This window comes from Onishia taeanensis, assembly GCF_900100755.1.
Taxonomy (GTDB): domain Bacteria; phylum Pseudomonadota; class Gammaproteobacteria; order Pseudomonadales; family Halomonadaceae; genus Onishia; species Onishia taeanensis.
Genome location: NZ_FNCI01000003.1, coordinates 84,278 through 109,826 on the forward strand (window position 1 = coordinate 84,278; position 25,549 = coordinate 109,826).

General features: G+C 60.9%; 22 protein-coding genes and 1 riboswitch. Of the genes, 10 read left to right on the forward strand and 12 right to left on the reverse strand.

The window, feature by feature from the left end; all coding sequences use genetic code 11:
* Positions 1–56 precede the first annotated feature (56 nt).
* The 4 genes from BLR71_RS05020 (at position 57) to BLR71_RS05035 (ending at position 5,107) form a co-directional block, all read left to right on the forward strand.
* A complete protein-coding gene (locus BLR71_RS05020; protein ID WP_092523727.1) occupies positions 57–1,064 on the forward strand; it encodes an NAD-dependent epimerase in 1,008 nt (335 codons plus the stop codon).
* A 37-nt stretch (positions 1,065–1,101) separates the two neighbouring features.
* Positions 1,102–2,457 (forward strand): O-antigen ligase family protein, encoded by a 1,356-nt coding sequence (locus tag BLR71_RS05025; RefSeq protein ID WP_092523729.1) that lies wholly within the window; start codon positions 1,102–1,104, stop codon positions 2,455–2,457.
* A gap of 161 nt (positions 2,458–2,618) precedes the next feature.
* Positions 2,619–3,965 carry a UDP-glucose dehydrogenase family protein gene (locus BLR71_RS05030; protein WP_092523731.1) on the forward strand — a complete coding sequence of 449 codons (1,347 nt, stop codon included), beginning with the start codon at positions 2,619–2,621 and terminating at the stop codon, positions 3,963–3,965.
* A complete protein-coding gene (locus BLR71_RS05035; RefSeq protein ID WP_092523733.1) occupies positions 3,962–5,107 on the forward strand; it encodes a glycosyltransferase family 4 protein in 1,146 nt (381 codons plus the stop codon). Before BLR71_RS05030 ends, BLR71_RS05035 begins: the two co-directional genes overlap by 4 nt.
* 160 nt (positions 5,108–5,267) lie before the next feature.
* On the opposite strand, the gene BLR71_RS05040 is transcribed toward BLR71_RS05035, so the two are convergent.
* The 9 genes from BLR71_RS05040 to gloB all read right to left on the reverse strand — a co-directional run bounded on the left by BLR71_RS05040 (position 5,268) and on the right by gloB (position 15,663).
* Positions 5,268–5,681, reverse strand: coding sequence for a DUF4399 domain-containing protein (locus tag BLR71_RS05040; protein ID WP_092523735.1), 414 nt, complete (start codon positions 5,679–5,681; stop codon positions 5,268–5,270).
* A gap of 149 nt (positions 5,682–5,830) precedes the next feature.
* Entirely contained in the window at positions 5,831–6,472 is a 642-nt protein-coding gene (gene thiE / locus BLR71_RS05045; protein WP_092523737.1) for a thiamine phosphate synthase, read from the reverse strand.
* Positions 6,465–7,265 (reverse strand): hydroxyethylthiazole kinase, encoded by an 801-nt coding sequence (thiM, locus tag BLR71_RS05050; RefSeq protein ID WP_092523739.1) that lies wholly within the window; start codon positions 7,263–7,265, stop codon positions 6,465–6,467. Before thiM ends, thiE begins: the two co-directional genes overlap by 8 nt.
* Before the next feature lie 41 nt (positions 7,266–7,306).
* Positions 7,307–7,401: riboswitch (TPP riboswitch) on the reverse strand.
* A gap of 43 nt (positions 7,402–7,444) precedes the next feature.
* Positions 7,445–9,058, reverse strand: a complete 1,614-nt coding sequence (locus BLR71_RS05055; protein ID WP_092523741.1) for an ABC transporter ATP-binding protein — start codon at positions 9,056–9,058, stop codon at positions 7,445–7,447.
* Entirely contained in the window at positions 9,051–10,169 is a 1,119-nt protein-coding gene (locus BLR71_RS05060; protein ID WP_092523744.1) for an ABC transporter permease, read from the reverse strand. Before BLR71_RS05060 ends, BLR71_RS05055 begins: the two co-directional genes overlap by 8 nt.
* Positions 10,169–11,239, reverse strand: coding sequence for a microcin C ABC transporter permease YejB (locus BLR71_RS05065; protein WP_092523746.1), 1,071 nt, complete (start codon positions 11,237–11,239; stop codon positions 10,169–10,171). Before BLR71_RS05065 ends, BLR71_RS05060 begins: the two co-directional genes overlap by 1 nt.
* A 283-nt stretch (positions 11,240–11,522) precedes the next feature.
* On the reverse strand, positions 11,523–13,385 hold the full coding sequence (locus BLR71_RS05070) for an extracellular solute-binding protein (protein WP_092523749.1): 1,863 nt from the start codon (positions 13,383–13,385) through the stop codon (positions 11,523–11,525).
* Between the two features lie 266 nt (positions 13,386–13,651).
* The gene (locus BLR71_RS05075; protein ID WP_092523751.1) at positions 13,652–14,827 is read right to left on the reverse strand and encodes a transglycosylase SLT domain-containing protein; all 1,176 of its coding nucleotides are present in this window, start codon (positions 14,825–14,827) and stop codon (positions 13,652–13,654) included.
* A gap of 68 nt (positions 14,828–14,895) precedes the next feature.
* On the reverse strand, positions 14,896–15,663 hold the full coding sequence (gene gloB / locus BLR71_RS05080; RefSeq protein WP_092523753.1) for a hydroxyacylglutathione hydrolase: 768 nt from the start codon (positions 15,661–15,663) through the stop codon (positions 14,896–14,898).
* A gap of 484 nt (positions 15,664–16,147) precedes the next feature.
* Here gloB and BLR71_RS05085 point away from each other — a divergent pair, with 484 nt between their 5' ends.
* The 4 genes from BLR71_RS05085 (at position 16,148) to nudC (ending at position 19,106) form a co-directional block, all read left to right on the forward strand.
* Positions 16,148–16,921: a class I SAM-dependent methyltransferase gene (locus BLR71_RS05085; protein ID WP_245696350.1), complete on the forward strand. Its 774-nt coding sequence runs from the start codon at positions 16,148–16,150 to the stop codon at positions 16,919–16,921.
* Positions 16,914–17,375 (forward strand): ribonuclease HI, encoded by a 462-nt coding sequence (rnhA, locus tag BLR71_RS05090; protein ID WP_092523757.1) that lies wholly within the window; start codon positions 16,914–16,916, stop codon positions 17,373–17,375. The genes BLR71_RS05085 and rnhA overlap by 8 nt, the downstream gene beginning before the upstream one ends.
* A gap of 175 nt (positions 17,376–17,550) precedes the next feature.
* Positions 17,551–18,321 carry a DNA polymerase III subunit epsilon gene (dnaQ, locus tag BLR71_RS05095; protein WP_092523759.1) on the forward strand — a complete coding sequence of 257 codons (771 nt, stop codon included), beginning with the start codon at positions 17,551–17,553 and terminating at the stop codon, positions 18,319–18,321.
* On the forward strand, positions 18,321–19,106 hold the full coding sequence (nudC, locus tag BLR71_RS05100; protein ID WP_092523761.1) for an NAD(+) diphosphatase: 786 nt from the start codon (positions 18,321–18,323) through the stop codon (positions 19,104–19,106). Before dnaQ ends, nudC begins: the two co-directional genes overlap by 1 nt.
* A gap of 149 nt (positions 19,107–19,255) precedes the next feature.
* On the opposite strand, the gene BLR71_RS05105 is transcribed toward nudC, so the two are convergent.
* The gene (locus tag BLR71_RS05105) at positions 19,256–19,567 is read right to left on the reverse strand and encodes an SCP2 sterol-binding domain-containing protein (protein WP_092523763.1); all 312 of its coding nucleotides are present in this window, start codon (positions 19,565–19,567) and stop codon (positions 19,256–19,258) included.
* 208 nt (positions 19,568–19,775) lie between these two features.
* Here BLR71_RS05105 and sohB point away from each other — a divergent pair, with 208 nt between their 5' ends.
* The gene (sohB, locus tag BLR71_RS05110) at positions 19,776–20,810 is read left to right on the forward strand and encodes a protease SohB (protein ID WP_092523765.1); all 1,035 of its coding nucleotides are present in this window, start codon (positions 19,776–19,778) and stop codon (positions 20,808–20,810) included.
* Between the two features lie 158 nt (positions 20,811–20,968).
* Here sohB and BLR71_RS05115 read toward each other — a convergent pair whose 3' ends face one another.
* Positions 20,969–21,295 (reverse strand): ArsR/SmtB family transcription factor, encoded by a 327-nt coding sequence (locus BLR71_RS05115; RefSeq protein ID WP_092523767.1) that lies wholly within the window; start codon positions 21,293–21,295, stop codon positions 20,969–20,971.
* A 478-nt stretch (positions 21,296–21,773) separates the two neighbouring features.
* On the opposite strand from BLR71_RS05115, the gene BLR71_RS05120 reads away from it, so the two are divergent.
* Positions 21,774–23,687, forward strand: coding sequence for a propionyl-CoA synthetase (locus BLR71_RS05120; protein WP_092523769.1), 1,914 nt, complete (start codon positions 21,774–21,776; stop codon positions 23,685–23,687).
* A gap of 133 nt (positions 23,688–23,820) precedes the next feature.
* On the opposite strand, the gene BLR71_RS05125 is transcribed toward BLR71_RS05120, so the two are convergent.
* A complete protein-coding gene (locus tag BLR71_RS05125; protein WP_092523771.1) occupies positions 23,821–25,428 on the reverse strand; it encodes a Na+/H+ antiporter NhaC family protein in 1,608 nt (535 codons plus the stop codon).
* Positions 25,429–25,549: the final 121 nt, after the last annotated feature.

Consider the following 25,549-nt stretch of genomic DNA (forward strand, 5'->3'; position numbering starts at 1 on the left):
AGCGACTGTCATACCGTACTATCAGAGTTATATAGGTCCTCATCAGGGGAGTTAAGATGAAACTATTGATCACAGGCATGGCGGGGTTCATTGGCTTTTCATTAGCCAGGCAGCTTTCCGGTAGGGGGCACACGATCATCGGGATCGATAACCTCAATGATTATTACGATGTGACACTGAAGCAGGCACGGCTGAATGTCTTATCGGAGTATGAGGATGTTCATTTCGTCAGGCTGGATCTCTGCGACCGGGAAGGCATGACGGAACTTTTTTCACACCACGGCTTCGATAGTGTCGTCAATCTGGCCGCTCAGGCTGGGGTACGTTATTCACTGGACAATCCCCATGCCTATGTCGATGCCAACCTGATGGGATATCTGAATGTGCTGGAGTGTTGCCGTCATCATGGTGTCGGCCATCTCGTTTATGCCTCATCCAGCTCAGTCTATGGCATGAATGAAACCGTACCGTTTTCTACTCGGGACAGCGTCGATCACCCGGTCAGCCTCTATGCGGCCACCAAGAAGGCCAATGAGCTGATGGCTCACACCTACTCTCATCTTTATGACTTGCCTACCACAGGATTGCGATTTTTCACGGTCTACGGGCCCTGGGGGCGTCCGGACATGGCAATGTTCATGTTCACTAAATCGATTCTGGAGGGTCGGCCGATCGACGTTTACAACCATGGGGATATGTCACGCGATTTCACCTACATCGACGATATCGTCGAAAGCATCATGCGGATTATCGAGGTAGTGCCGCAGCGTGACAGTGCCTGGCAGCCTTCCCTGGCCGGGCCGGATAGCAGCAGTGCACCCTATGCCCTTTACAACATCGGGCATGGAGGCCCCGTAAGGCTGATGGACTTTATTCATGCGCTTGAAGAGGCGATTGGCCGGCGAGCTGAGTGCAATTTTCTTCCCATGCAGCCCGGTGATGTGCCACATACCTTCGCTGACACTGAGGCGCTCTACCAGGCGATCGGCTATCAACCACGAGTAGATGTCTGGGAGGGAGCCAAGCGTTTCGTCGCTTGGTATCGCGACTATCACCGGGTTTGACGAGTGGTATCATGTCTAACGCAGGCAGGCTGGGCCGATGACCACCGAGATGTGGCACCGGCTCAATAGCCGGTTGTTGTTTGCTTTTCTGACGATGTTGATCGTGGTGCCGGGAGGATATGCGCTGCCCCCGCTGCTGTGTCTGGGTGCCTTCCTGATAGCGGCGCTAACCGGCGCCTTGGCCGCAGGATGGCGAACCTCACGACTGGATTGGGAAGACGGGCTGTGGTGCCTAGCGCTGCTGGCGTTCGCGGCAAGTTGGCTAGGTGATGTGGCCAGAACCCTTAAATGGCCGGAATCTGCCACTGGCAATGGCATAGGGTTACCACTGTGGCCCGTGGTCGGGGCGGCTGCGCTGATCGGGTTACGCTGTCATGCACCGTCGGCGCGTCACTGGTGGCTGGGGCTGTCTTGTGGCGCCGTGGCAGCGGGCTCGATAGCGCTTTTTGAACGGCTGGTCCTTGCGTACTCGCGAGCCAGCAATGACATGAACGCCATTCCGTTTGGCAATCTGGCGTTGCTGCTCGGTTTTCTCTCCTGTCTGGCAACACTCTGGTGGCTCTACCGGCTACCTCGGCTGCAGCCCTCCTGTCGCTGCCGCTGTCTGTGGCTATCGGCGGCAGGTGGCATGGCTGGCATGATGGCGTCGCTGTTATCCGGCACCCGTGGTGGCTGGCTGGCGGTGCCATTGCTTGTATCGCTCCTTTATATGGCGTGGCAACAGATACCAACAAGGAAAGAGCGCCTGCGGCTGGTGACACGATATATGGGAGCGGGTGCGCTACTTTTGACCATCATCCTGCTGGCTATTCCTGAGACGGGAGTCAGCCAACGCCTAGCAGGCGCCGTCGCAGACGCTCAAGAATACTGGCAGGGCGAAGATCGTGATGGCTCTGTCGGTCTTCGCCTGGAGATGTGGCGCGGCGGTTTGCAGCTCTTTGTAGAGCGCCCATGGACGGGATGGGGAGAGGGGCGCCTGGAAACCGCACGAGATGCCTTGGTGGCAAACCACATTCTGCATCCCGGCGTTAGTTACTATGATCAATTGCACAGCGATATCATCGATACGGCGGCAAGAAGGGGCGTTGTGGGGCTCTTGGGATTGGTACTCTTATATGGTGTGCCGATCTATTTGTTTTCGCGGCGGCTTGGTTGCAGCTCACCCGGCGTGCGAATTTTGGCCATGTCGGGACTGATGATTACCTTGGCGTTTCTCATTTTCGGGCTGTCGCAATCCATGCTGCGCGATGTGCACGGCCTAAGCGGTTATCTCGGCCTCAGCATCGGTTGCTGGGTCATCCTGAAGCGCGAAGAACGGCGTGCGCTGTGTCAGGCAAGCACCGGTGCCGGCCGCCGTTATGCCGCCGAGGCCTTTGTCGGCAAGCCGCGATGAGGGAGATTATTGGCATCTTCGCCCGCCGGTAGGCCGCCCACCATACCCATTCTGTCTTTGCATGTGTAACATTCCTGCCCGAAATGGCATTTACCTGGGCGTAAGCGGTTAGGCGCGGGTTGCCAGGGGCTCATCGGTTATTTATTGGCAGGAGTAGCGACATGAAAATCACCATTTTCGGCACGGGATACGTAGGCCTGGTCACCGGCACCTGCCTGGCCGATGTGGGGCATGACGTGATGTGCATGGACGTGGATGCCGACAAGATCGCTCGTCTGCACAAAGGCGAGATTCCGATTTACGAGCCGGGCCTCGAGACCATGGTGACGGCCAATGTGGCATCCGGGCGGCTGCGTTTCACCACCGACCCGGCCGAGGCGGTGGGGCACGGTGAGCTGCAGTTCATCGCTGTCGGCACGCCGCCTGACGAGGACGGCAGCGCCGACCTCAAGTACGTGCTGGCGGTGGCCAAGACCATTGGCGAGCACATGACCGAGCCCAAGGTCATCGTCGACAAGTCCACCGTGCCGGTAGGCACCGCCGACCGTGTGCATGCCACCGTCGCCAGCACGCTTGCCGAGCGTGGTGTCTACATCGACTTCGATGTCTGCTCCAACCCAGAATTCCTCAAGGAAGGCGCGGCCATCGAGGACTTCAGCGGCGGCGCCCGCATCGTGGTGGGCACCGGCTCTGAGCATGTCAAAGCGCTGATGCGTGAGTGCTACGGCCCTTATAACCGTAACCATGAAAAGATGATGTTCATGGACGTGCGGGCCGCCGAGCTGACCAAGTATGCCGCCAACGCCATGCTGGCGACCAAGATCAGCTTCATGAACGAGATCGCCAACCTAGCCGAGCGGTTAGGGGCCGATGTCGAACAAGTGCGCCAGGGCATCGGCAGCGATCCGCGTATCGGCTATCACTTCATCTATCCGGGCTGCGGTTACGGCGGTTCCTGTTTTCCCAAGGACGTGCAGGCGCTGGCGCGCACCGCCAGCGAGGTTGATTACCCAGCAGATCTGCTGAATGCCGTCGAGAGCGTCAATCGTCGTCAGAAAAGCACCCTGTTTGCCAAGCTCAACCAGGCCTTCGACGGCGATCTGGCCGGCAAGACGATTGCCCTGTGGGGGCTGGCCTTCAAGCCCAACACCGATGACATGCGCGATGCCCCGAGCCGCGACGTCATGGAAGCGCTGTGGGCCGCTGGCGCCAGGGTGCAGGCCTATGACCCGGAGGCTATGAAGGAATGCCGGCGCATCTATGGGGAGCGCGATGACCTGGTGCTGGTGGCCGATCGTATTCAGGCCGTGAAGGGCGCGGACGCCCTGGTCATCTGTACCGAATGGAAGGAATTCCGCATTCTCGACTTCGACTGGCTCAAGGCGCAGCTCGCCATGCCGGTGGTGGTCGACGGGCGTAACCTTTTCCCGCCGAAGGCCGTCAAGGATGCGGGCCTGATGTACTACGCGGTGGGTCGCGGTGATTCGCTGGTCACGGCGTCGCCATGAGTGCTGGTGGCTCCAACGCTCGGCAGGCAGCAATCGCGATTCGGCAGGTGGAAAAATCGACGGGTGCCAGCCGAGTCGCCTTGGCACAAGCCAAGCTGCTAAACGACTTGGGATTCGAGGTCTCACTGCTGGTCGAGCGCGGCAATGCCGACGTCGTGGCAGAGCACGGCGCTTCAGTCGTCAAACTGTGGCGCTGGCCATTCAAGGGGGCTTTTCGGCGATTTTGGTTCAATCGGCGTGTACAGGCCTGGTGTCGCCGCCATCGTCCTGATGTCTTGCTGAGCCATGGCGACTGCGAAACGTCGGATAGCCTGTATTTGCATAACTGCGTCCACTTGGCCGAGCAGTACATCCGAGGGCGCGAGCTGCCTGCACGGCATGAGGTCGCCTCGATACATGACCATGTGCTGGGTGGCGGAAAGTTTCGTCAGGTGGTCGTGAATTCGCGATTGATGGGCAACGAGCTTACGCATCGCTATGGCATCGAGCCTACCAAGATCGAAGTCAGCTACCCGGGGTACGATCCTCAGCAGTTCAATGAGCAGCGTGCTCGTGCCGACCGAACGGCCCGGCGTGAGTCGTTGGGCGTGGCCGAGGACGAAAAGCTGATCGGCCTGGTCACCTCGGGCAATTTCGCGAAGCGAAATGTCAAAGGGTTCGTCGAGATGGCAGCCGAACTCCAGCGCCGCGCTCCCGGTCGCTACCGTTTCCTGGTGGTTGGTAAAGACAAGGCGGCGGCCTACCAGCAGCAGGCGAAGGAGGCGGGCGTCGCCGAGCGAATGATCTGGCGCTCGACCATGCCCGATGTCGAGACCGTTTTCGGCGCCTTGGACTTGTTCGTTCTACCCGCCCACATCGAGGAGTTTGGGTTGGTGGTCGCGGAGGCTATGGCTTGCGCGACGCCTGTACTGGTCTCCGATCGCGTTGGTGCATCCGAGCTGCTAGCGGATGCGTACCCTGATTTGGTAATGCCCCACGGGGCGACCTGTGCCGAATGGGCTGACCGGATGGGGGCGCTGCTCGACCAAGAAGACTCGTCCATCGGGGGCGAGCTTGCCACTTACGTCCAGCAATATTCCTACATTGCTCAGCGCGAGAAACTCAGGCAGGGCTTGCAACGGCTTACCATGAACGCACTGTAAGGTGCTACAAAGGCCACCGAGCCTTGGTACGGAGGCAACGTCAATGTGTATTGGCAAAGGCCAGGGCAGGCCGTCGTTACAGGCAAGGCATGTAAGAGCCGTATGCGGGAAAGCTACAGGAAATCAGGCTCACCGGTAGCTAAGGTGAGCCTGAGTAGGGTTATTCGACCACGTCTATCTTGATAGTGCTTGACCAGTCAGGGCCATAGGACTGGTGCTTACCATCGGCGAATTGAAGCGTCAGGGTGTGTTCGCCAGGAGGTAGGCTTAGCTCGTAGCTGGTTTGACCACCGCCGAAGTGGATATGGCTATCATCGGCAGGGATGACCTCACCCTTGGCCACCGGCCCGCCATCAATGATCAGGTGGTGATGGCCTGTGCCTTCCTCCATGGTGCCCGCAGGCTCGACCTGCATGCCCATGACTTCCATTTCGACCTCTATCGGATTCGATACCTCTGCACCGTCCTCCGGTGCCGCAAAACCGACTCCCTCCATGGCCATGGCGGGCATGGCCAGTGCTATCAGCGCTAGAGCCGTTAACCAGCGGCCGGTACTTTGCGTCAGTAGCTTCATTTGCGTCTCCCGATCTCGGACTAGGCGCCCCGGCATCTCATGCCAGGACAGGCAGCGTTTCTGCCTGCACTCAGCGTAGCTGTTTCATGAGATGAAGATGAAGTTTCTGGGCACTTGTACAACAAGAGAAGTATCCGACCTTTGCCCGCTCATGCAGATGACAGGTCAAATGCCGCGGCGGCAGCTTGTGGGTCGGGCTGACCGCAGATGGCGGATATTACCGCCAACCCATTGGCCCCAGACTGGCGGATGGCTTCGACATGGCTCGTGTTCAAGCCGCCGATGGCCACACTGGGCAACGGGCTCGAAGCGGCTAATTCGGTTAGACCCTCCATACCCAGAGGCGGGGCATGATCCTGCTTGCTAGCGGTGGCGAACACCGGGCCGATGCCGATGTAATCCAGTCCCTCTGGATCGAGAGCGGCGAGTTGGGCGCTGTTTTCGACCGAGAGACCCAGAATGGCATCGGGCCCCAGTTGGCGGCGTGCCTCGGCTATGTCGCCATCTCCCTGCCCGATGTGCAGGCCGTCGGCCCCGGCGGCAATGGCCACGTTCAGGCGGTCGTTGATGATTAGGGGTACGTCAGTGCCGTGCAGTGCGGTCATCAGTTGTCTGGCCTGGGCGATGAGCTCAGCATCGCTTGCGGTCTTGTCGCGTAGTTGAACCATGGTCACGCCGCCGCGCACGGCGGCAAGTACCGTATCGATAAGCCCTGTCGTTGCACAGAGCGCGGCGTCGGTCACCAGGTACAAGGACAGGTCGAATGCCTTGGCAGGGCGGTGGTTAGACATGGTGGATCTCCAGATGGCGATCTGTCAGTGCTTGAGCGTCGAGGCCATATAGGGCATCGAGAAAGGCGACCGAGAAGCTGCCGGGCCCCTTGGCGTCCTGGCCGGCTATTTCACCGGCCTTGGCATAGCAGGCAAGGGCTGCGACGGTCGCAACAAAGGGGTCCTCGGCCTCGGCGATGAAGGCCGCGACCACCCCAGTCAGCGAGCAGCCCAGGGTGGTGACCCTTGGCATCAGCGGATGGCCGCCCTCGACCCATGCCAGACGCTTTCCGTCTGTAACGAGATCCTGCTCGCCGGTGACGGCGACCACAGCGCCGGTCTCCCTGGCCAGTTGTAGGGCCGCTTCGCGGGCACTGTCGGCGGCATCGGTGCTGTCGACGCCTCGGCCACTCGCGCCCTCGGTCGCAAGAGCGATGATCTCGGAGGCATTGCCGCGGATCACCGTGGGCGAAAGGGCAATCAACTGGCGGGCGGCCTTGCGGCGATAGGCGGTGGCTCCCACCGCTACTGGGTCCAGTACCCAGGGCGTGCCGGCCGCTCGGGCGGCGCTTGCTGCCTCGAGCATGGCCTCAACCCAGTGGGGCGACAGCGTGCCGATATTCAGGGTCAGCGCCTGGGCCAGTCCGGCGAACTCCGCGGCCTCCTCACGGGCATGCACCATGGCTGGCGAGGCGCCGATGGCCAGCAGCACATTGGCCATGGCATTCATGGCGACGAAGTTGGTGATGTTATGGATCAGCGGCGCCGTCTCGCGGACGCGCGCCAGATGGGCGCTGGGATCAATCGTGGTCATCGTGCCTCCTGAGCGGAGGCGTTCGTGTGGCAGGGGCCGAGTGCGGCCGCCACACGACTCCCTCCGCCGGCATTATCCGGGTCAGGTTCGAAGGGTGCCTCTCAGCCGGCGATTGCCGGCGCCCCTGTCGTTCGGTGCGCTCACTATCGCTATCGATCGGCTGGCTGTAAACCCCAGAGTCAGTCGGTGACAGGCACCAGGCCGGCAGCCTCGACCAGCGCTCGTGTGTAGGGCGTTTGGGGTGCGCCCAGCACCTGCTCGGTCGAGCCCTCCTCGATGACGTCGCCATCCTTCAGCACCATGACGCGATGCGCCATGGCGCGCACCACGGCCAGGTCATGGCTGATAAAGAGATAGCTCAGCCCGCGCCGAGCCTGCAAATCCCTGAGCAGCTCGACCAGCTGTTTCTGCACGGTGCGATCGAGCGCCGAGGTCGGCTCATCGAGCACGATCAGTTCCGGCTCGAGAATGATGGCGCGGGCGACGGCAATGCGCTGGCGCTGACCGCCGGAGAACTCATGGGGGTAGCGAGAAGCGCAGTCGGCGGGCAGTCCGACCTCGAGCAGTGTCGCCTGAACGCGCCGTTCGATCTCGGCATCATCGAGCTCGGGGTAATGAAAGCAAAGCCCTTCGCTGATGATCCTCGCCACGGGCAGGCGCGGCGACAGCGAGCCATAGGGGTCCTGGAAGACGATTTGGATGCGCCGGCGTTGTTGGCGAAGCGGCTTGCCGCTGAGGGTGTCCAGGCGTTCCCCGGCGAAGTCGATTTCGCCTTCACTGGGCGTCAGGCGAAGCAGAGCCATCGCCAGGGTCGTCTTGCCAGACCCCGATTCTCCGACGATGCCCAGGGTCTCGCCGCTACGCAGGGTCAGGTCCAGCGGCTGCACGGCCACGAAGGGCGGTGGATTGCGAGAGAAGAGGCGCTTGGGGCGCGAAAAGGCCACTTGCAAGCCTCGCGCCGCCATTAGCATGGGAGCCCTGTCGATGGGATGCGGCCGGCCCTCTGGCTCGGCATTCAGTAGCGTACGGGTGTAGTGGCTCTCTGGATCACGAAAGACGCGCTCTACCGGGCCGGTTTCCTGCTCGCGACCGTGATAGAGCACGCAGACCCGGTCGGCATGGCGGCGCACCAGATTAAGGTCGTGGGTGATCAGCAGCATGCCCATACCATGGCGCTCGCGAAGTTCTCTGAGCAGGGCCAGGATATCCTGCTGCACGGTAACATCGAGGGCTGTCGTCGGCTCATCGGCGATCAGCAGCGCCGGTTCATTGGCGATCGCCATGGCGATCATCACCCGCTGTCGCTGGCCGCCGGATAGTTGATGGGGCCAGGCGTCGAGCAGTTCATCGGGTCGTGGCAGCTTGACCTGAACAAGCAGCTCCCTGGCCCGGGCGCGGGCGGCCTTACCGCTGAGGCCCTGATGTAGGCGCAGGGTCTCGCCGATCTGTTTCTCGACGGTATGCAGCGGGTTCAGCGAGGTCATGGGCTCTTGAAAAACGAAGCCCACGCGACTGCCCAGCAGCCCCTGCCAGTCGCGTTTCTTCAGGCTTGCCAGATCGGTATCGCCCAGCTGGCGCCGCCCGGTGACGCTGGCATTGGCCGGCAGCAGGTTCATGGCGCCCAGGGCGCTGACCGACTTGCCGGAACCGGATTCGCCGACCAGGGCCAGTGCCTCGCCGGCATGGATAGATAGCGACAGCGAATCCACGACTGTCTCGCCGTCAAAGCCGATGGTCAGATCGTCCAGGCGCAGCAGTGGACGGTCATGTGGGTGCGTGGGCGTTTCAGGCATCGTCCGTGCTCCTGGCGGCGTTATGCGGGCTAGCTGGCGTCGTCGTGGCGATTGCCTTGGGGCTTGACTGAATGTGGCGCGGGTCGAATGCATCGCGCAGCCCTTCGCCGATGAACACCAGCAGCGAGAGCATCAGCGACAGGCTCACGAAAGCCGTGATGCCGAGCCAGGGCGCCTGCAGGTTGTTCTTGCCCTGTGCCACCAGTTCACCTAGCGACGGCGATCCTGGCGGCAGGCCAAAGCCGAGGAAATCCAGCGCGGTCAGGGTCGTGATGGCGCCGGTGAACAAGAAGGGGATGAAGGTCAGGGTCGCGACCATGGCATTGGGCAGCACGTGGCGCCACATGATCAGGTGCGAGGACAGACCCATGGCCTTGGCCGCGCGCACGTATTCAAGATTTCGAGCGCGCAGAAACTCGGCGCGCACTACGTCCACCAGCCCCAGCCACGAAAACAGCAGCATGATACCCAGCAGCCACCACAGGTTGGGCTGTACCAAGCTTGCCAGGATGATCAGCAGGAAGAGTACGGGAAGCCCCGACCAGATCTCGATCAGCCGCTGGCCGATCAGGTCGACCTTGCCGCCAAAGTAGCCCTGTACGCCGCCGATCATCACCCCCAGGGTCAGCGAGCCGATGGTCAGCACCAATGCGAAGACCACTGACAGGCGAAAGCCATAGATGACTCGAGCCAGCACATCCCGCCCCTGATCGTCGGTGCCCAGCCAGTGACGACCATCCGGCGAAGAGGGCGCCGGTCGGCTGAGTTCCATGTCCAGCGTCTGGTAGGAGAAGGGGAACGGCGGCCACAGCATCCAGCCATCTTCCTCAATGGCCTCGCGCACATAGGGGTCGCGGTAGTCGGTGGTGGTGGGCAGAAAGCCGCCGAAATCGGTCTCCGGGTAGTCGACCAGCAGTGGCACATACCAATCACCCTGGTACTTCATCACCAGCGGTTTGTCATTGGCGATCAGTTCGGCGCCGAGGCTCAAGATGAACATGAACAGAAACAGCCACAGCGACAGGCGAGCCCGGCGATTGCCGTGGAAAACGGCCAGGCGACGGCGCGTGATCGGCGAAAGGGACTGATAGAAGCGTGTGAATATGCGCATCAGGCCTCCCTGGTCGCGAAGTCGATGCGCGGATCAACCCACACATAGGTCAAGTCGGAGATCAGCTTCAAGATCAGCCCGATCAGGGTATACAGATAGAGCGTGCCGAAGATCACCGGGTAATCACGCTGCATCACGGCTTCGAAGCCCAGCAGCCCGAGACCGTTGAGCGAGAAGATGACTTCGATCAGCAGCGAGCCGGTGAAGAAAATGCCGATCAATGCCGAGGGCAGGCCGGCGATAATGATCAGCATGGCATTGCGGAAGACGTGGCCGTAGAGCACCTGATGGTCTCCCGCCCCCTTGGCGCGGGCGGTCAGTACGTACTGCTTGTGAATCTCGTCGAGGAAGCTGTTCTTGGTCAGCATGGTGAGCGTGGCGAAGCTGCCGATGGCCGAGGCCAGCACCGGCAAGGAAATATGCCAGAAGTAGTCCTTGACCTTGCCCCAGGCCGAAAGGGTGTCGAAGTCCGGCGAAGTCAGGCCGCGCAGCGGGAAGACATCGAAGTAGCTACCGCCGGCGAACAGCACGATCAGCAGGATCGCGAACAGGAAACCGGGAATGGCATAGCCGACGATCACCAGGCCCGAGGTCCAGACATCGAAGGGCGAGCCATGGCGCAAGGCCTTGCGCACCCCTAGCGGGATCGAGATCAGATAGACCAGCAGGGTCGTCCATAACCCCAGCGAAATCGACACCGGCAGTCGCTCGATCATTAGGTCGACCACCGGGCGGTCACGGAAGAAACTCTCGCCGAAATCGAAGGTGGCATAAGAGCGGAGCATGTCGAAAAAGCGCTCATGAGCCGGCTTGTCGAAGCCGAATTGTTCCTCCAGCTGGGCGATGAAGCGTTCCTCGACGCCCCGTGAGCCCCGAGACTCGCCCTTGACGCTATCGCCACCGCCGCCATCCAGGCGAGTGCTTGCCGAACTGTCCAGCCCTTGGCTGCGTGCCAGCATCTGGTCGATGGGGCCACCGGGAGCGGCCTGCACGATAATGAAGTTGAGCAGCAGGATCCCCAATAGGGTAGGGATCATCAGCAGCAGGCGACGAAGGACATAGGCAGCCACGAAGAGTCCTTTTCAGCGTTACAGCGGTAATGTCGGTGAGCGGTCCTGATCGCGCATGACCGGCTATTATCGCCGGTCTTGCATGATCAGGCCGCCGGGAATAAAGCCAACGAGCAATATAAAAGGAACGGCTCCGGCCTGCACCAGAAACTAAGCCATGAACTAAGCCATGAACTGGTATTAGCGCCCAAGAATCCGAGTCAGGCGCCATTATGCAAGCCCCTGTCATGGCAAAGCCACACCGAGCTCTGTAGTGTCCTTTGGGTTAATGGGGGCGTCTTGATCAGCGACTGCGCTGTCGATTGCGGATATCGGCCTCTCGCTCTGGGTCGACCCACCAGGCCGATAGGTCGAGATTGTACTCCGGAAACGGCTGGGGGTAGTCGAACATGTCCCATAGCGCGATCCGCGTCTTGTCGAGATACCACTGCGGCACCACGTAGAAGCCATTGCGCAGCACGCGGTCCAGGGCTCTCGCGGCGGTATTGAGCTCTTCGCGGCTGTCAGCGCGAATCAGCGTCTCGACCAGGGAGTCAATGGCTGGGTTTTTCAGGCCAATCAGGTTACGACTCTGAGGCTGGTCGGCATAGGCACTGGTCCAGTATTCGCGCTGCTCGTTGCCGGGGTTGTTCGATTGCGGGAAGCTGCCCACGATCATGTCGTAATCGAACTTGCGCAGCCGGTTGAGGTACTGGTTGACATCGACGATACGGATGTCGCCTTGCACCCCGAGACGGGCCAGATTGCGCAGCAGCGGCTGGACGACCCGCTCGAACTGGGTGTCGTAGAGGAGCACCTCGAGATTCAGCGGCTCGCCGGTTTCCACCTGCGTCATCACGCCCTCACGCACCACATAGCCGGCCTCGTTGAGCAATTCTAGTGCCTTGGCCAGGCGCGGGCGCAGCTTTTCGGGCTCTTCAATTGGCAGCGGGGTATCGAAAACCGCTGCAGGCAGCTCATCCCTCAATGGCTCGAGAAGCGCGAGTTCCTCCTCGGAGGGCAGGCCGCTAGCCGCCATGGGTGAGTTCTCGAAGAAGCTCTCGGTGCGCTCGTAGGCGCCATAGAAAAGATTGTCGTTGAGCCACGGGAAGTCGAAGGCCAGGTTGATGGCCTCGCGGACACGCGGGTCCTTGAAGGTCTCGCGGCGCAGGTTCATCACATAGGCCTGCATGCCCGCAGGTTGGCCGTCGTGAATGTTCAACTGCTTGACGAAGCCGTTCTCGGCCGCCGGGAAGTCATAGGCGGTGGCCCACTGGCGAGCACTGGACTCGATGCGCATATCCAGGTTGCCGGCCTTGAAGGCCTCGAGGGCAACGGTCTGGTCGCGATAATAGTCATAGACCAGCTCGTCGATATTGTGACGGCCCCGGTTTACGGGCAGGTCTTTGCCCCAGTAGTCTTCGACTCGCTCATAGACAATGCGCCGGCCAGGCTGTACCTCGCTGATGCGATAGGGCCCCGAGCCCAGCAACGGATCCAGCGTGGTAGCGGTAAAGTCGCGATCGGCCCAATAATGCTCGGGTAGGATAGGTAGCTGGCCAATGATCAGCGGCAGCTCGCGGGAATTATTGGCGGCGAACTCGAAGCGCACGGTGTCGTCATCCAGCGCTCGGACCTTGGTCACGTCTGCGTAGTAGCCCGCATAGAAGGGCTGGCCCTTCTCCGTTAGCGTCTCGAAACTGAACACCACGTCACTTGCCTCGACCGGCTCGCCATCATGAAAGCGTGCCTCGGGGCGCAGATCGAACTCGATCCAGCGCCGCTCTGGGTCAAGGCGGATACCCTCAGCCAGCAGGCCATAGCTCGAGAAGGTCTCGTTGGGGTTGCTCTCGAGCAGGGTGTCGTAGATTTGATTAAGACCTGTGGCGGGCGTGCCGCGCACGATAAAGGGGTTGGTGGAGTCGAAGCTGCCGCCGATTGCCGCCCGTAATAGGCTGCCCCCCTTGGGTGCCTCGGGATTGACGTAGGAAAAATGGCTGAAATCCGCCGGCAGAGCGGGCTCACCGTAAAGCGCCAGGCCATGCACCGTCGCTACCTTGGGCGATGCCAATGCCACGACTGGAAGGACCAAGCCAGCCAGCGCTATCCACGGGGCCGCAAAGCGGGAGGATGGTCGGGAGCGAGGGGGAAGGGCAGCAGTTGTCATGAGTGACGTCCTTGAATCCGGTCAGGCGGCCCACCTCTGGGGACGTGAGCCCAGCCGATAAGGTGTCAGCCGACGCGCCACTTGTAAACTCTGCTGGGCCACGGGGCGCCCCTCGCGCTCACGCGAGGGGCTAGCGTGAAGGGCTGGCGTGAAGGGCTAGGGGCAAGTGGCTGCGGGAAAGCATCTGCAGCCATCTTCACGGCAGGCCGGCTGGAGGTTCGGGCATGTCTATCCAGAAGGCCAGACGTCCAGAGGTCAGATCCGGCCTAGTTGGAGGCGAGGATCGTCTGATCGGGAATGTACAGTGTCTGACCGGCGCGGATCATGTCACTACTCAGGCCGTTGCGTTGGCGCAGGGACGCCAGGCTGACGTTGTGCCGATCGGCGATGACCGAGAGGTTGTCCCCTTGGCGAACCACATAGCGCACCGTGCCGGTGGAAACGCCATCCAGGTTGGCCAGCAGGGTATCCTTAACGGCGGCAGGGACGACCAGTTCAGGCGTGTAGGCGGGGTCGACAAAACCATCCAGGTGGCCAGGGTTGAGCGACTTCAGTCGGTTCACGCTGACGTCGGCCATCTGGGCGAGGCGCTCGAGACTCAGGGGAACGTCGACCTCCACTGCGGCCACGGTAGGCGTATTGTCGATGGTTGGCAGTGACAGCGAATAGCGCTCGGGATCATTGATGATCGCCGAGATCGCCAGCAGCTTGGGCACATAGTTCATGGTTTCGCCCGGCAGGCGCAGGTGCCAATAGTCGGTCGGCTCGCCTCGACTCGCCGCGTCACGGCGGGCCCGGTTCACCGTGCCGGCCCCCGCATTATAGGCCGCTAAAGACAGTTCCATATCGCCTTCATACCACTGCGCGGCCTGCCCTTCGAGGTAGTCCAGCGCCGCCTCGGTGGCGGCGACCACATCCAGTCGCCCGTCATAGCCGCGGGTGCGGGTTAGGCCAAGGGCATCACCGGTGCGCGGCATGAACTGCCAAAGTCCTGATGCTCCCCTGTGGCTGCGTGCCTTGGGATCGTAGGCACTCTCAATGAAGGGCAGGAGCGCAATCTCCCCGGGGAGATCGCGTGCTTCCACGCGACTGGTGATCCAGTGCATCCACGGCCGAGAGCGTTCGATGATATCGGCGATACTCTCGGGATGTTCCTGATAATGATCGATCCACTCCTGTACGCGAGGCTGATCAATCTGGTCCTGCCAGGCAAAACGCTGGCGCAGAACTTGCCAGAATCCCGGCGGTTCGAGGACCAAGGCATCCCAGAAGGTGGTGTTCGACTGGTCGAGCGCCTGAAGGCTATGACGTTCTCCGCTGGCGGTCTGGCCTTGGGGGAAGCTGCTGGCTTTGGCGGCCGCTGCAGCCAGCGTCATGCTGGTGATGAAAAGCGTACCTGCCAGGCAAACGGCCCGGCGACGTGCGGTGATATAGGTTGACATATAAATACGGGTCCTCGTGGGCGCTAAATGGCGGCGTCCAGGGGCAATGGAATCATGATCGGGATGACTTAAAAGGCATCCTTCCAGGCGCGTAGGGTGGTAAAAGTGGCGAGGGGCGTGTCGGTATCGCCTTGGGAACTGGCGGCTCGCTGAACGCCGCGCTGGTCGGTGCGCAGGAAGGGGTTGACCTGTAGTTCGCGTGCCATGTTGCTGGGAAGCGTGGGGCGGTCCAGCTCGCGAGAGCGTTGACAGTCGCGCTGATAGGCATCCAGCAGGGTGTTGTCTGTATCGGCTGCCTTGGCGAAACGCAGATTCGCCAGCGTGTACTCGTGAGCGGCAAATACCAAGGTGTCGCCGGGCAGGGCCGCCAGGCGTGACAGCGAGGTGTGCATCTGTTCTGCCGTGCCTTCGAATAGTCGGCCGCAGCCGCCGGAGAACAGGGTGTCACCACAGAACAGTAGCGGTGGTACACCCGCGGCGAAAAAGGCGATATGGTCGAGCGTGTGACCGGGCACTGCCATGACCTCGAAGCGGCGCCCCATCACCAAGCATTCGTCGCCGTCGCCGAGGCGCTCGTCGATACCGTTGATGCTCGGGTTGTCTGGGCCGATAACCCGCGGGTGATAGCGCTCGATCAGTTTGGGCAGTCCGCCAGTGTGGTCTGGGTGATGATGGGTAATCAGGATGGAGGCAAGCGTCAGTCCCTCGCGCTCCAGAACCTCGATAACCGGCGCAGCATCGCCCGGGTCGACAACAGCCACCTTGTCACTGGTGTCCTGGCGAAGGAGCCAGATGTAGTTGTCGTTGAAGGCCGGGATCGGTGTCACGCTCAGCATGGGATAGTGTCCTCGGTTATGGCTGCGTCATATCGGACGGTGCCGGCTGCTATATTTAATGCCTACAGCAGTTGCGAAAGGGGAGCCAGGCGAGCATGGTGACGCTTGATGGCGTCTTCATGCATTAGCAGTTCCCACAGTACTCTTCAGTACCCACTGCCCGCGCCATCATCCTGACTGCGCCACCACGCTATCGGTATGGCGATTCTTCCTTGAATCCTGACAGTATCCAGTACGTTAGAGAGCGATGTATGGTGACGGTGCGACCCAAGCAACGACGGGGACTAGAGTAATCCTGCGCGCCACAAAGGCAGCTACGGGCAAGCGTTGGTCTAGTTCGCTTTAGACACACAGGCCATCAAGACAGGTCATTTAAGAAGGGATGAACCTTCTCAGTTTGCCGCCACTCCTATGACTGGCCACCTCGGATTTGGCCAAGGGCCAGCGTCAAAAATAGCCGCTACTTTGGAGGCTTCGGCATAGCGTGTCAAATTCACCCGACCCGATAGTACTGGCACAGATGGTGCGAGACGCCCGACGTTTCTGGTCCACCGAGGATGGGCGCGCGCAATGGGCCGCCGAGCGAGCCTGCCTTGGGCCGGCGTGCGAGCAGCTATTTGGTGGCCATAGCCTCGAGCTTGGCATGGCGCCGCGCCTTGCCGATATGTGTCCGATCAATCATGCCATGCAGTGGTCGCCGACCCGTGAGTTGGCCGAGCACGCCGCTACGCTGGTTTGCACCCCCGACCAGATTCCCTTGCCGGATGAATCCCTGGCGCTGGTGGTGATTCATCACCTGCTTGAGGTGGTGGATCAGCCCCATCATGTTCTGCAGGAGGCCGCGAGGGTCACCGCCGATGATGGCCGGTTGTTCATCTTTGGCTGGAGCCCCAGAGGCGCCTCTGGCTTGAGCCGACTGATACCGAACAGGCGCCGTCGACTGCCTTGGTGCGGTCAGTGGCGAACCCCAGGGCGGCTCAGGGACTGGCTGGAATTTGTCGACTTCGAGATCGAGCGGGTAGACTACTGCGGTTTTCACTGGCCTGGCAGCGCACCCCGCAATGCCGGTCTCGAGGCCTTGGGGCGGCGCTATAATCTGCCGCTCGGGGATACGTTCATGATACGTGCCCGGCGGCGCTCGCAGCTGGCAACGGTTCAGCGGCCGCGCCTAGCGCTCGGCTCTTCTCTGGGAGCCGCCGGTCTAGGGCGAGCCACCGGCCTGGCACGACAACCCGATAGGATGGCCGAGGGTGACTGACACCGCACTGCCCCGCGTGACGATTTATACCGATGGAGCCTGTCGTGGCAATCCTGGCCCGGGAGGATGGGGGGCCCTGATGAAAAGCGGTGATCACGAGAAACGCCTCAACGGATTCGAGGCCAAGACCACCAATAACCGCATGGAGCTGATGGCGGCCATCATGGCCCTGCGCGAACTCAAACGAGAATGCCAGGTGGAATTGTGGACCGACTCCCAGTACCTGCGTAAGGGCATCACCGAGTGGATCCACGGCTGGCAAAAAAAGGGCTGGAAGACGGCCTCTCGTCAGCCAGTGAAGAATGCCGAACTATGGAAAGAGCTGTTGGCAGAGACGCATCGCCATCGCATTGAATGGCACTGGGTAAAAGGCCATAGCGGCCATCCCGGCAATGAAGCGGCCGATGCCCTGGCCAACGAAGCCATTGACGAACAGCAGGCGTCGCGGGCTTGAGCGCCGTACTCCGTGACGGTGCGGCTTACCTGCCTTTGGCCTGGAAGGTGCTTTGGCGCTTTCCAGAAGGCGATGGTCTTTAGAGCCGCGACACCGCAGCAAGTTGGCGAAGCTGCTCGCGCCCGCTGCGCCCCCGAAAGCCCGTTTTAAAAAGCCCGTTCCTGAGAGAGACAACATGCGCCAGATCATTCTTGATACCGAGACCACCGGCATCGACCCTCGAGATGGACATCGCCTGATCGAGATCGGGGGGGTGGAGATGATCAACCGGCGCCTGACCGGGCGGACCTATCATCAGTTCATCAACCCGGAGCGGGAGATCGAGGAAGAAGCGATCGGCATCCACGGCATTACCAATGAGCGTGTGGCCGACGAGCCAGTCTTTGCGGCCATTGCCGATGAATTCTGGGCCTTCATCGAAGGGGCCGAGCTGGTCATCCACAATGCGCCCTTCGACGTTGGCTTCATCGATAATGAACTTTCGATGCTCAACGCCAAGCGCAGCATAACGCTCGGTCCCGTTGCCGAGCATTGCCGGATCCTCGACACCCTGGTCATGGCGCGCAAGATGCACCCTGGGCAGCGCAATAGCCTCGATGCCCTGTGCAAGCGCTATCAGATCGAAAACGGCCACCGCGTGCTGCACGGCGCTCTGCTGGATGCCGAGATCCTGGCCGATGTCTACCTGCACATGACCGGTGGGCAAACGGCGCTGACGCTGGATGCTCAGGCTGGTAACGAGCAAGAGAATACCCAGCAAAGCAGCGGCATCCGGCGACTCGACGAACAGCGGCCTCGCCTGTCGGTCATCGCGCCCGACGACGTCGAGCTGGCGGCACACCGCGCCAAGCTCGCGGTTATTCGCGAGGCAGCAGGCGAGTGCGGCTGGGACAGTTTGCCAGGATGGGCGCCGGCACCCGGTGCCATCGAAGGTGAGACGCACTGATGTTTCAGCGTGTCCTTCCCAAAGGTGCAGCGTCCGGGTGGACGCTGCACCTGCACCGTGGCCGCATTGCCCCTGGCGTCGATGGCGCTCCCCTCCAGGGTCCTGGCCCCTGGCCCTCAGAGGCCCTGCCTCTTGGCTACTGGCACGACGTGCCGGTCGCACTGGTCTTCGATGACGAGGATCCCAGTGCGGCGGAGGACTGGCCTGATGGGCGTGCCTGGCTGGCGAACATGCCGCAAGCCTATTTCCCACTGTTGTCGACTGCTTTACAGGTCGCTAGCTGGTGGCAGAACCACCGCTTCTGCGGCCGCTGTGGGAGCCGCACACGGCATGTTTCCTGGGAGTTTGCGATGCACTGCGATGCCTGCGGGCATCGCAACTATCCCCGCATTTCACCCTGTATCATCACGCTGGTGACCCACGGCGATGCCATGTTGCTTGGGCGCAGTCCGCGTTTTCCCGTGGGGCGCTATTCGACCCTTGCCGGGTTTATCGAGCCGGGGGAATCAGCAGAGGAGGCCGTACGGCGAGAGGTGTTTGAAGAGGTGGGCGTCTCGGTCGGGCGAACCCGCTACTTTCTCAGCCAGGCATGGCCGTTCCCGCATTCGCTGATGCTCGGGTACTTCGCCGAAGCGGCAAGCCGTGATATTCGTATCGATGATCGGGAGATCGCCGATGCGGCTTGGTTCCTGCCGGATGAGATGCCTGAACTGCCGCCTAGATTTTCCATCTCAAGACAGCTAATCGACACCCACCTCAAATCTGTCTCGTCGCGCGGCCAATGAGACAGTCAAGAGGGAATACCGCTTTGTTGATACGCCTTCACTGAGATCGCTGAGCAGCGGGCTAGGCAGAAGGCAGAGTAGGGCGAGTCGTTAGTCCTGCGGACGTTGCCATACGCCAATGGCGGCGGATGGCAACCCGGTGAGTCGACTTAGCGGCTGGGAAACAGGCTATTCAGGCGTGTCGCCAGCATGATGTTGCCGGTGGCTTTGAGCTGGCCGCTCATGAAGGCGCTCATGCCGCTGAGTTCCCCGCTCATCACGCCCTTCAGGGTGTCACTGGACATCGTCAGCGTTACCGACGGGTCCTCGTGCTCGCCCTCCTGGATATCCAGGTTGCCATCCTTTACCACCAGGTAGTAGTTACCTTTGTCGTTGAAATTGAACTGGAATACATCGTCCATGCCCTGTGCCGCCTGGGGGTCGAAGCGTGTCTGGAGTTTCTCGAGTACATTGTCGGTCATGACGAATCCTATTGGTGACGGGCTCAGCTGTGACGATTTAAACGACGAAGACGAATAAGGGCACGGATGGCCACCCTAGAGACCGAGGCTATTTAAAACGAGCGTTCTGATCAAGGCTTTATATGTCAAGCTGATGAAATGCTTTCCCCTTTGCCGCCAGGATGATGGAATCGACTGACTGATAGTGCTCGTATTCAAGGAGAGCGTAGTGAACGAATGGATACAGGATTACGCCCTGTTTTTTGCTCAGGTTCTGACATTGCTGGCGATGCTGGCAGCCATCATGGTCCTGGTAAGCAAAGGCCGTGGCCAGGAAGGTGCAGGGGCACAGCTTCGCGTCGAAGAGCTGAACCTTCGTCAACGCAAGCGGGTGCGACGCCTGAAACTGGCGGTGGCCGAGCCACAGGGCCGCAAGCGGCTACTCAAGGGCTTTCGTCGCGACGATAAGCAGGCGCGCAAGAAAGGCGGTGAAGATTCCGCCCGCGGCAATGTTTGGGTCCTCGACTTTCATGGCGACTTGAAGGCCTCGGGAACGGCGCGGCTTGCAGAGGAAATTTCCGCCTTGTTGGACGTCGTTGCCGAAGGCGATGAAGTGGTGCTGCGCCTCGAATCTGCTGGAGGGCTGGTGCATGCCTACGGCCTTGCCGCGGCGCAATTGGATCGCTTACGCGAGGCGGGCGTCGTGACGCGGGTCTGCGTCGACAAGGTGGCCGCTAGCGGCGGCTACATGATGGCTTGTTGCGCCGATCATCTGCAGGTCGCCCCCTTCGCGGTGCTGGGCTCGATTGGCGTCGTGGCGCAAGTGCCCAACGTGCATCGGCTTCTCAAGCGTCATGATGTCGATGTCGAAGTGCTGACAGCGGGGCGCTACAAGCGCACCTTGACGGTGCTGGGCGAAAATACGCAAGAAGGTCGAGACAAGTTTCTCGCCGATATCGAGCATACCCACGAGCTTTTCAAGCGCCATATCGCCGAAAGGCGTCCGGCGATGGACATCGAGCAGCTCGCGACCGGTGAGATCTGGTATGGCCGAGAAGCCGTCGACAACGGTTTGGCCGATGAGGTCATGACCAGCGATGCGTATCTTCTCGCGCGTATGCAGGACGCCCGGGTGCTGTCAGTGCGACTGGAAGCGCAGAAGCGCCTTCCCGAGCGCCTGGGGCTATCGCTGTCGGCAGGTGTCGAGCGGGGTGTGACAAGGCTGCTTGAGGCGGTTGATGCCAGTCGATGGCTCAAGCGCTAGAGAGGTGACCCGGGCGAGTGGGAGGATTCATTATGTCTGGGGTCAGGCAGCGCCTGAGTGGGTGAGCTAGTCGCACCGAACAACGGCCGGCGCCGCAAAAGAAAACGCCTCGAGACCTGTCTCGGGGCGTTTTGTGTTTAACGACTGCTTGCTCGTAACTAGGCGGGCTTGCCTGGATAAAGCCGGCTGATAGCGTCGATGATGACCCTCGCCTGGTTGCCTTGCAGCGAATAATAGATCGTCTGTGACGCGCGTCTCGTGGTGACCATGCCCTCGCGACGAAGAATCGCTAGGTGCTGAGACAAGGCGGATTGACTGAGGCTCAAGCGAGCGTTGAGCTCAGACACAGAGAGTTCAGCCCCGTCTAACAGGCAAAGGATGCGAAGCCGGTTTTCGTTTGCCATGGCTTTGAGCAACGAAGTCGCCGCGCTCAAGACGGTGTCGCCGGCTTCGAGCAGTTGAATGGCGGGTTGTCGCGAGCTCATGAAGTGACCTCCTGGCTGTGCGGTCCGTGCGCCTAAGACACTGGTGGCGGCGCACGCAGGGTAGGAAAATGCCGAAAGATCAACTTCCCTGGCTGTTGGACGGCACCAAGCGTGTCAAACATCACGATGCTCGTCGGTCAATAACGAGGATGCCTACTGGGCAATCGGACGGATTTCATCGCTTCATTAAGCGAATCATCAATATGGGTTTAGTAAAGTTTTATTAACACTGCAAGCATGAATCCCTTAAGGCCAACGCAGTATCAACGCCTGCCAGTGGGGTCCTATGGTCATGTGTTGCCGGTGGAGCTCTTGATCGTTGTCAACAATATTGGTGTTAAGTAGGTCGGTTAGCCCATTGTCGCAGAGAAATTCGTGTCAAAACCTCTAAAGTGTCAACAATCGGTTCGCACAGAGGTGGCTTATGGGGCCCTGTCTGTGTACGCCCAGGACGCTCATTTCCATTAAAGGTGCTGCCATGAGCCGCTATCACGACATCTATCGCCATGCCATCGATCGCCCTGAGTCTTTCTGGGCCGAGCAGTCTCACCGCATTCCCTGGATCACGCCACCCAAGTCAATCCTCGACTATGACGAGCAGGGGCATGCGCGCTGGTTCTCCGATGGCGAGATGAATACCTGCCATGCCGCCCTGGATTACCATGTCGAGCAGGGGCGTGGACAGCAGGCGGCTGTGCTTTGGGACTCTCCCGTCACCGGACAGCGTAGACGCCTGAGCTATCGCGAGCTGCGCGATGAGGTAGCGGTATTTGCTGGCGCGCTAGCCGGGTTAGGCGTCGGCAAGGGTGATCGGGTGGTCATTTATATGCCTATGGTCCCCGAAGCCCTGGTCGCGATGTATGCCTGCGCACGGTTGGGCGCCATTCATTCAGTGGTGTTTGGCGGCTTCGCCCCGCACGAGCTTGCCATGCGCATCGACGATGCCGAGCCCAAGGTCATCATCGCCGCCTCCTGCGGAATCGAGGTCGACCGGGTCATCCCTTACAAGCCAATGCTCGATGAAGCGCTGGCGCAAAGCCGCCATCAGCCCGAAGGTTGCGTAATTCTGCAACGAGATCAGACCGTTGCAGAGCTGGGGGCTCGGGACCATGACTGGGCGTCACTGGTGGCTCAGGCTGAGCCAGCCGATTGCGTGCCGGTTAAAGCGACCGATCCGTTGTATATACTTTACACATCTGGCACTACCGGCAAACCCAAGGGAGTGGTGCGCGATAATGGCGGCCACGCGGTTGCTCTTCATTATTCCATGGACGTCATCTACGACATGGCGCCTGGCGAAGTATTCTTTTCGGCCTCGGATGTTGGCTGGGTGGTGGGGCACTCCTACATCGTTTATGCGCCGCTGCTGCGCGGCTGTACCACCGTGGTTTATGAAGGCAAGCCGGTGCGAACCCCGGATGCCGGTGCCTTCTGGCGTGTGATCGCCGAATACGGTGTGAAGACATTCTTCACTGCGCCAACGGCCTTTCGTGCCATCAAGAAAGAGGACCCGGACGCTAAATGGCTCGAGAAATACGATATCTCCTGCCTCAAATCGCTATTCCTTGCCGGTGAGCGCCTCGACCCGCCGACGTACCATTGGCTGAATGACCTGTTGAAGATTCCCGTCATCGACCACTGGTGGCAGACCGAGACCGGTTGGCCGATTGCCTCCAACCTTCAGGGGTTGGCGCCCATGCCTAGCAAGGCAGGCTCGGCGACCTTCCCGGTACCCGGCTTCAACGTGCAGGTGCTGGGGCGCGATGGTGAGCCAGTCGCGGCGGGGCAAGAGGGCAGCGTAGTCATTCGTGAGCCGATGCCGCCGGGCTGTTTGGTGGGCATATGGGGCGACCCGGCTCGCTTTCAGCATGCCTATATGTCGGCCTTCCCGGGCTGTTACCTGACCGGTGATGGTGGCCACTTCGATGAGGATGGGTATCTGTTCATCATGGGGCGCACCGACGACGTCATCAATGTGGCGGGTCACCGGCTTTCCACCGGCGTGATGGAAGAAGTGCTGGGTGGCCATCCGGCGGTAGCCGAGTGCGCGGTGATTGGCATTCACGATGCGCTCAAGGGCCAGGTCCCGGTTGGCTTGGTGATTCCCAAGGATGATTTCGACGGCGACGAGCCGGCTCTGGAGGAGGCCTTGGTTGCCCTGGTGCGTGAGCAAATTGGTGGCATTGCCAGTCTCAAGCAGGTGTTGGTGGTCAACCGTCTGCCCAAGACCCGTTCGGGCAAGATTCTGCGCAAGCTGCTGCGCACCATCGCCGACGGTAAGGAATTCGCGATTCCTTCTACCATCGACGACCCCACCAGCTTGCAGGAAGTGCATGACCTGATGTGCGACCGTGATCTTGGCCTGGCGGCTCAGGCTAAGCCACAGGACTGATCGTCATGTGAGGCGACTAGTCAAGCATGCGCATGACGCATTGCCCAAGTAAGAGGCCGCCCTTCAGGGGGGGCGGCCTTTTTGATGGCATGTCGGTAGGCGAGAACGTTCTTAGCTAACCAGCGGGCTTGTATCAGCTCGCCTGACGCTGTCGATGATTCAGGCGGCGTTGGTGTTGGTGTTGCCAGGTCACGGCAAGTGCCAGGGTGGCTAGTGTTACACCCAGCGCCAGAAAGTGGGGGCCACCAAGGCCCAGCGTTAGGTAGCCGGCAAGGGTGGATAGCGCTCCGAGGCCTGCATAGGGTAGCTGGGTGAGCACATGGTCGATGTGGTGGCAGGCGGCGCCGGTGGAAGACAGGATGGTGGTGTCGGAAATCGGCGAGCAGTGATCGCCGAAGACGGCGCCTGCCAGCACCGCTCCCATCATCGGCAACAGCATGGCGATATCCGTGGCGGCGGCCATGTCGCCAGCGATGGGCAGCATGATGCCGAAGGTGCCCCAGCTGGTGCCGGTCGCGAACGCCATGATGCCGGCCAGCACGAACAGTAGCATTGGCAGCCATTGGGCGGCCAGGATCCCTTCGACGAGGCTTGCCAGATAAGCCCCCGTGCCCAGGTCCGAGATGATGCCGGTCAATAACCAGGCCAGCACCAGGGTGTATACCGCCGGCAACATGCTGTGAATACCGTGCAGCAGTGCCAGCCCCGAGCGGCGGCGCACTGCCGGGCGAGGCCACAGCATGGCAAGGGTGGCGAGCAGTGCTACGGTGCCGCCGACCAGCAGCGAGTGCGCGACGTCGGTCTGCTCGAAAGCGCCCAGCAGGCTGAAGGCGACGCCATCGGTCTTGAGTGCCGCCGCCCCGGTGTAGAAGATCATCGCCACGGTGGCCGCCACCAGGATCAGGATCGGCATTAGCAGATCGCGGGTGCGGCCGCCTTGCGCCTCTTCGATGGTCAGGTTGCCGGGCGGCTTGCCGCGAGAGGCGTCGAATACCTGCCCTTGGCGCGCCATGTCGTCATGTCGGCGCATGGCGCCGATATCCAGATCCAGCCAGGCACTGAGCAGCACCAGTAGCAAGGCACTGATGGCGTAGAAATTCAGCGCCGATATCTCCAGAAAGGCCTGCAGCGCCGTGATGTCGGTGATCGCATGGGCGGTGAGCACACCGCCGACCAGGCTGATGATGTAAGCGCCCCAGCTGGAGATCGGGGTGATGACGCACACCGGTGCTGCAGTGGAATCGATCAGGTAGGCCAGCTTGGCGCGAGAGATGCTTTGGCGGTCGGTCAGCGGACGGCTGATATTGCCCACCGCCAGACTGTTGAAATAGTCGTCAATGAAAATTACCGCGCCCAGCAACACCGTGGTGAGCTGAGCGCCGCGGCGAGTTCTGACGTGCTCACGAGCCCATTCACCGAAGGCTCTGGTGCCACCGGACAAGGTGACCATTGCCACCATGGCACCCAGTAGCAGCAGGAAGGCAAGGATAGACAGATTCCAGATGTTGGCGCTACCCAGGCCAGCGGCACCACTCTCGGGAAGCGTCCAGAACACGCCAATCAGCCGTCTGGCAAGACTTTCAAGGGTTGCCAGTGGATGGAAGTCGTTGAGCAGCAGGGCGCCGACCAGGCTGCCCATCGTCAGCGAGAGCAGTACGCGGCGTGTGAGTATGGCCATGCCGATGGCGACCAGCGGTGCCAGCAAGGACAGAAACGAGTTGGCCTGAGAGGTCAGTTCCATGGTGATTGATATCGAGTCGGGCGCGGGGCGCGTTTTTTATCGAAAGAAGGGTGCCGAAGCACTGGGGCGCGGATTATGCCCGAGTGGCGGGGTAGGAGAAAGGCACCAGCGGTGGTGGCAG

What these genes read in the sequence shown, in the direction of transcription:
- BLR71_RS05020 (WP_092523727.1), top strand. Translation starts at nt 57, where the DNA reads ATGAAACTATTGATCACAGGCATGGCGGGGTTCATTGGCTTTTCATTA.
- BLR71_RS05025 (WP_092523729.1), top strand. Translation starts at nt 1,102, where the DNA reads ATGACCACCGAGATGTGGCACCGGCTCAATAGCCGGTTGTTGTTTGCT.
- BLR71_RS05030 (WP_092523731.1), top strand. Translation starts at nt 2,619, where the DNA reads ATGAAAATCACCATTTTCGGCACGGGATACGTAGGCCTGGTCACCGGC.
- BLR71_RS05035 (WP_092523733.1), top strand. Translation starts at nt 3,962, where the DNA reads ATGAGTGCTGGTGGCTCCAACGCTCGGCAGGCAGCAATCGCGATTCGG.
- BLR71_RS05040 (WP_092523735.1), bottom strand. Translation starts at nt 5,681, where the DNA reads ATGAAGCTACTGACGCAAAGTACCGGCCGCTGGTTAACGGCTCTAGCG.
- thiE (WP_092523737.1), bottom strand. Translation starts at nt 6,472, where the DNA reads ATGTCTAACCACCGCCCTGCCAAGGCATTCGACCTGTCCTTGTACCTG.
- thiM (WP_092523739.1), bottom strand. Translation starts at nt 7,265, where the DNA reads ATGACCACGATTGATCCCAGCGCCCATCTGGCGCGCGTCCGCGAGACG.
- BLR71_RS05055 (WP_092523741.1), bottom strand. Translation starts at nt 9,058, where the DNA reads ATGCCTGAAACGCCCACGCACCCACATGACCGTCCACTGCTGCGCCTG.
- BLR71_RS05060 (WP_092523744.1), bottom strand. Translation starts at nt 10,169, where the DNA reads ATGCGCATATTCACACGCTTCTATCAGTCCCTTTCGCCGATCACGCGC.
- BLR71_RS05070 (WP_092523749.1), bottom strand. Translation starts at nt 13,385, where the DNA reads ATGACAACTGCTGCCCTTCCCCCTCGCTCCCGACCATCCTCCCGCTTT.
- BLR71_RS05075 (WP_092523751.1), bottom strand. Translation starts at nt 14,827, where the DNA reads ATGTCAACCTATATCACCGCACGTCGCCGGGCCGTTTGCCTGGCAGGT.
- gloB (WP_092523753.1), bottom strand. Translation starts at nt 15,663, where the DNA reads ATGCTGAGCGTGACACCGATCCCGGCCTTCAACGACAACTACATCTGG.
- dnaQ (WP_092523759.1), top strand. Translation starts at nt 17,551, where the DNA reads ATGCGCCAGATCATTCTTGATACCGAGACCACCGGCATCGACCCTCGA.
- nudC (WP_092523761.1), top strand. Translation starts at nt 18,321, where the DNA reads ATGTTTCAGCGTGTCCTTCCCAAAGGTGCAGCGTCCGGGTGGACGCTG.
- BLR71_RS05105 (WP_092523763.1), bottom strand. Translation starts at nt 19,567, where the DNA reads ATGACCGACAATGTACTCGAGAAACTCCAGACACGCTTCGACCCCCAG.
- BLR71_RS05115 (WP_092523767.1), bottom strand. Translation starts at nt 21,295, where the DNA reads ATGAGCTCGCGACAACCCGCCATTCAACTGCTCGAAGCCGGCGACACC.
- BLR71_RS05120 (WP_092523769.1), top strand. Translation starts at nt 21,774, where the DNA reads ATGAGCCGCTATCACGACATCTATCGCCATGCCATCGATCGCCCTGAG.
- BLR71_RS05125 (WP_092523771.1), bottom strand. Translation starts at nt 25,428, where the DNA reads ATGGAACTGACCTCTCAGGCCAACTCGTTTCTGTCCTTGCTGGCACCG.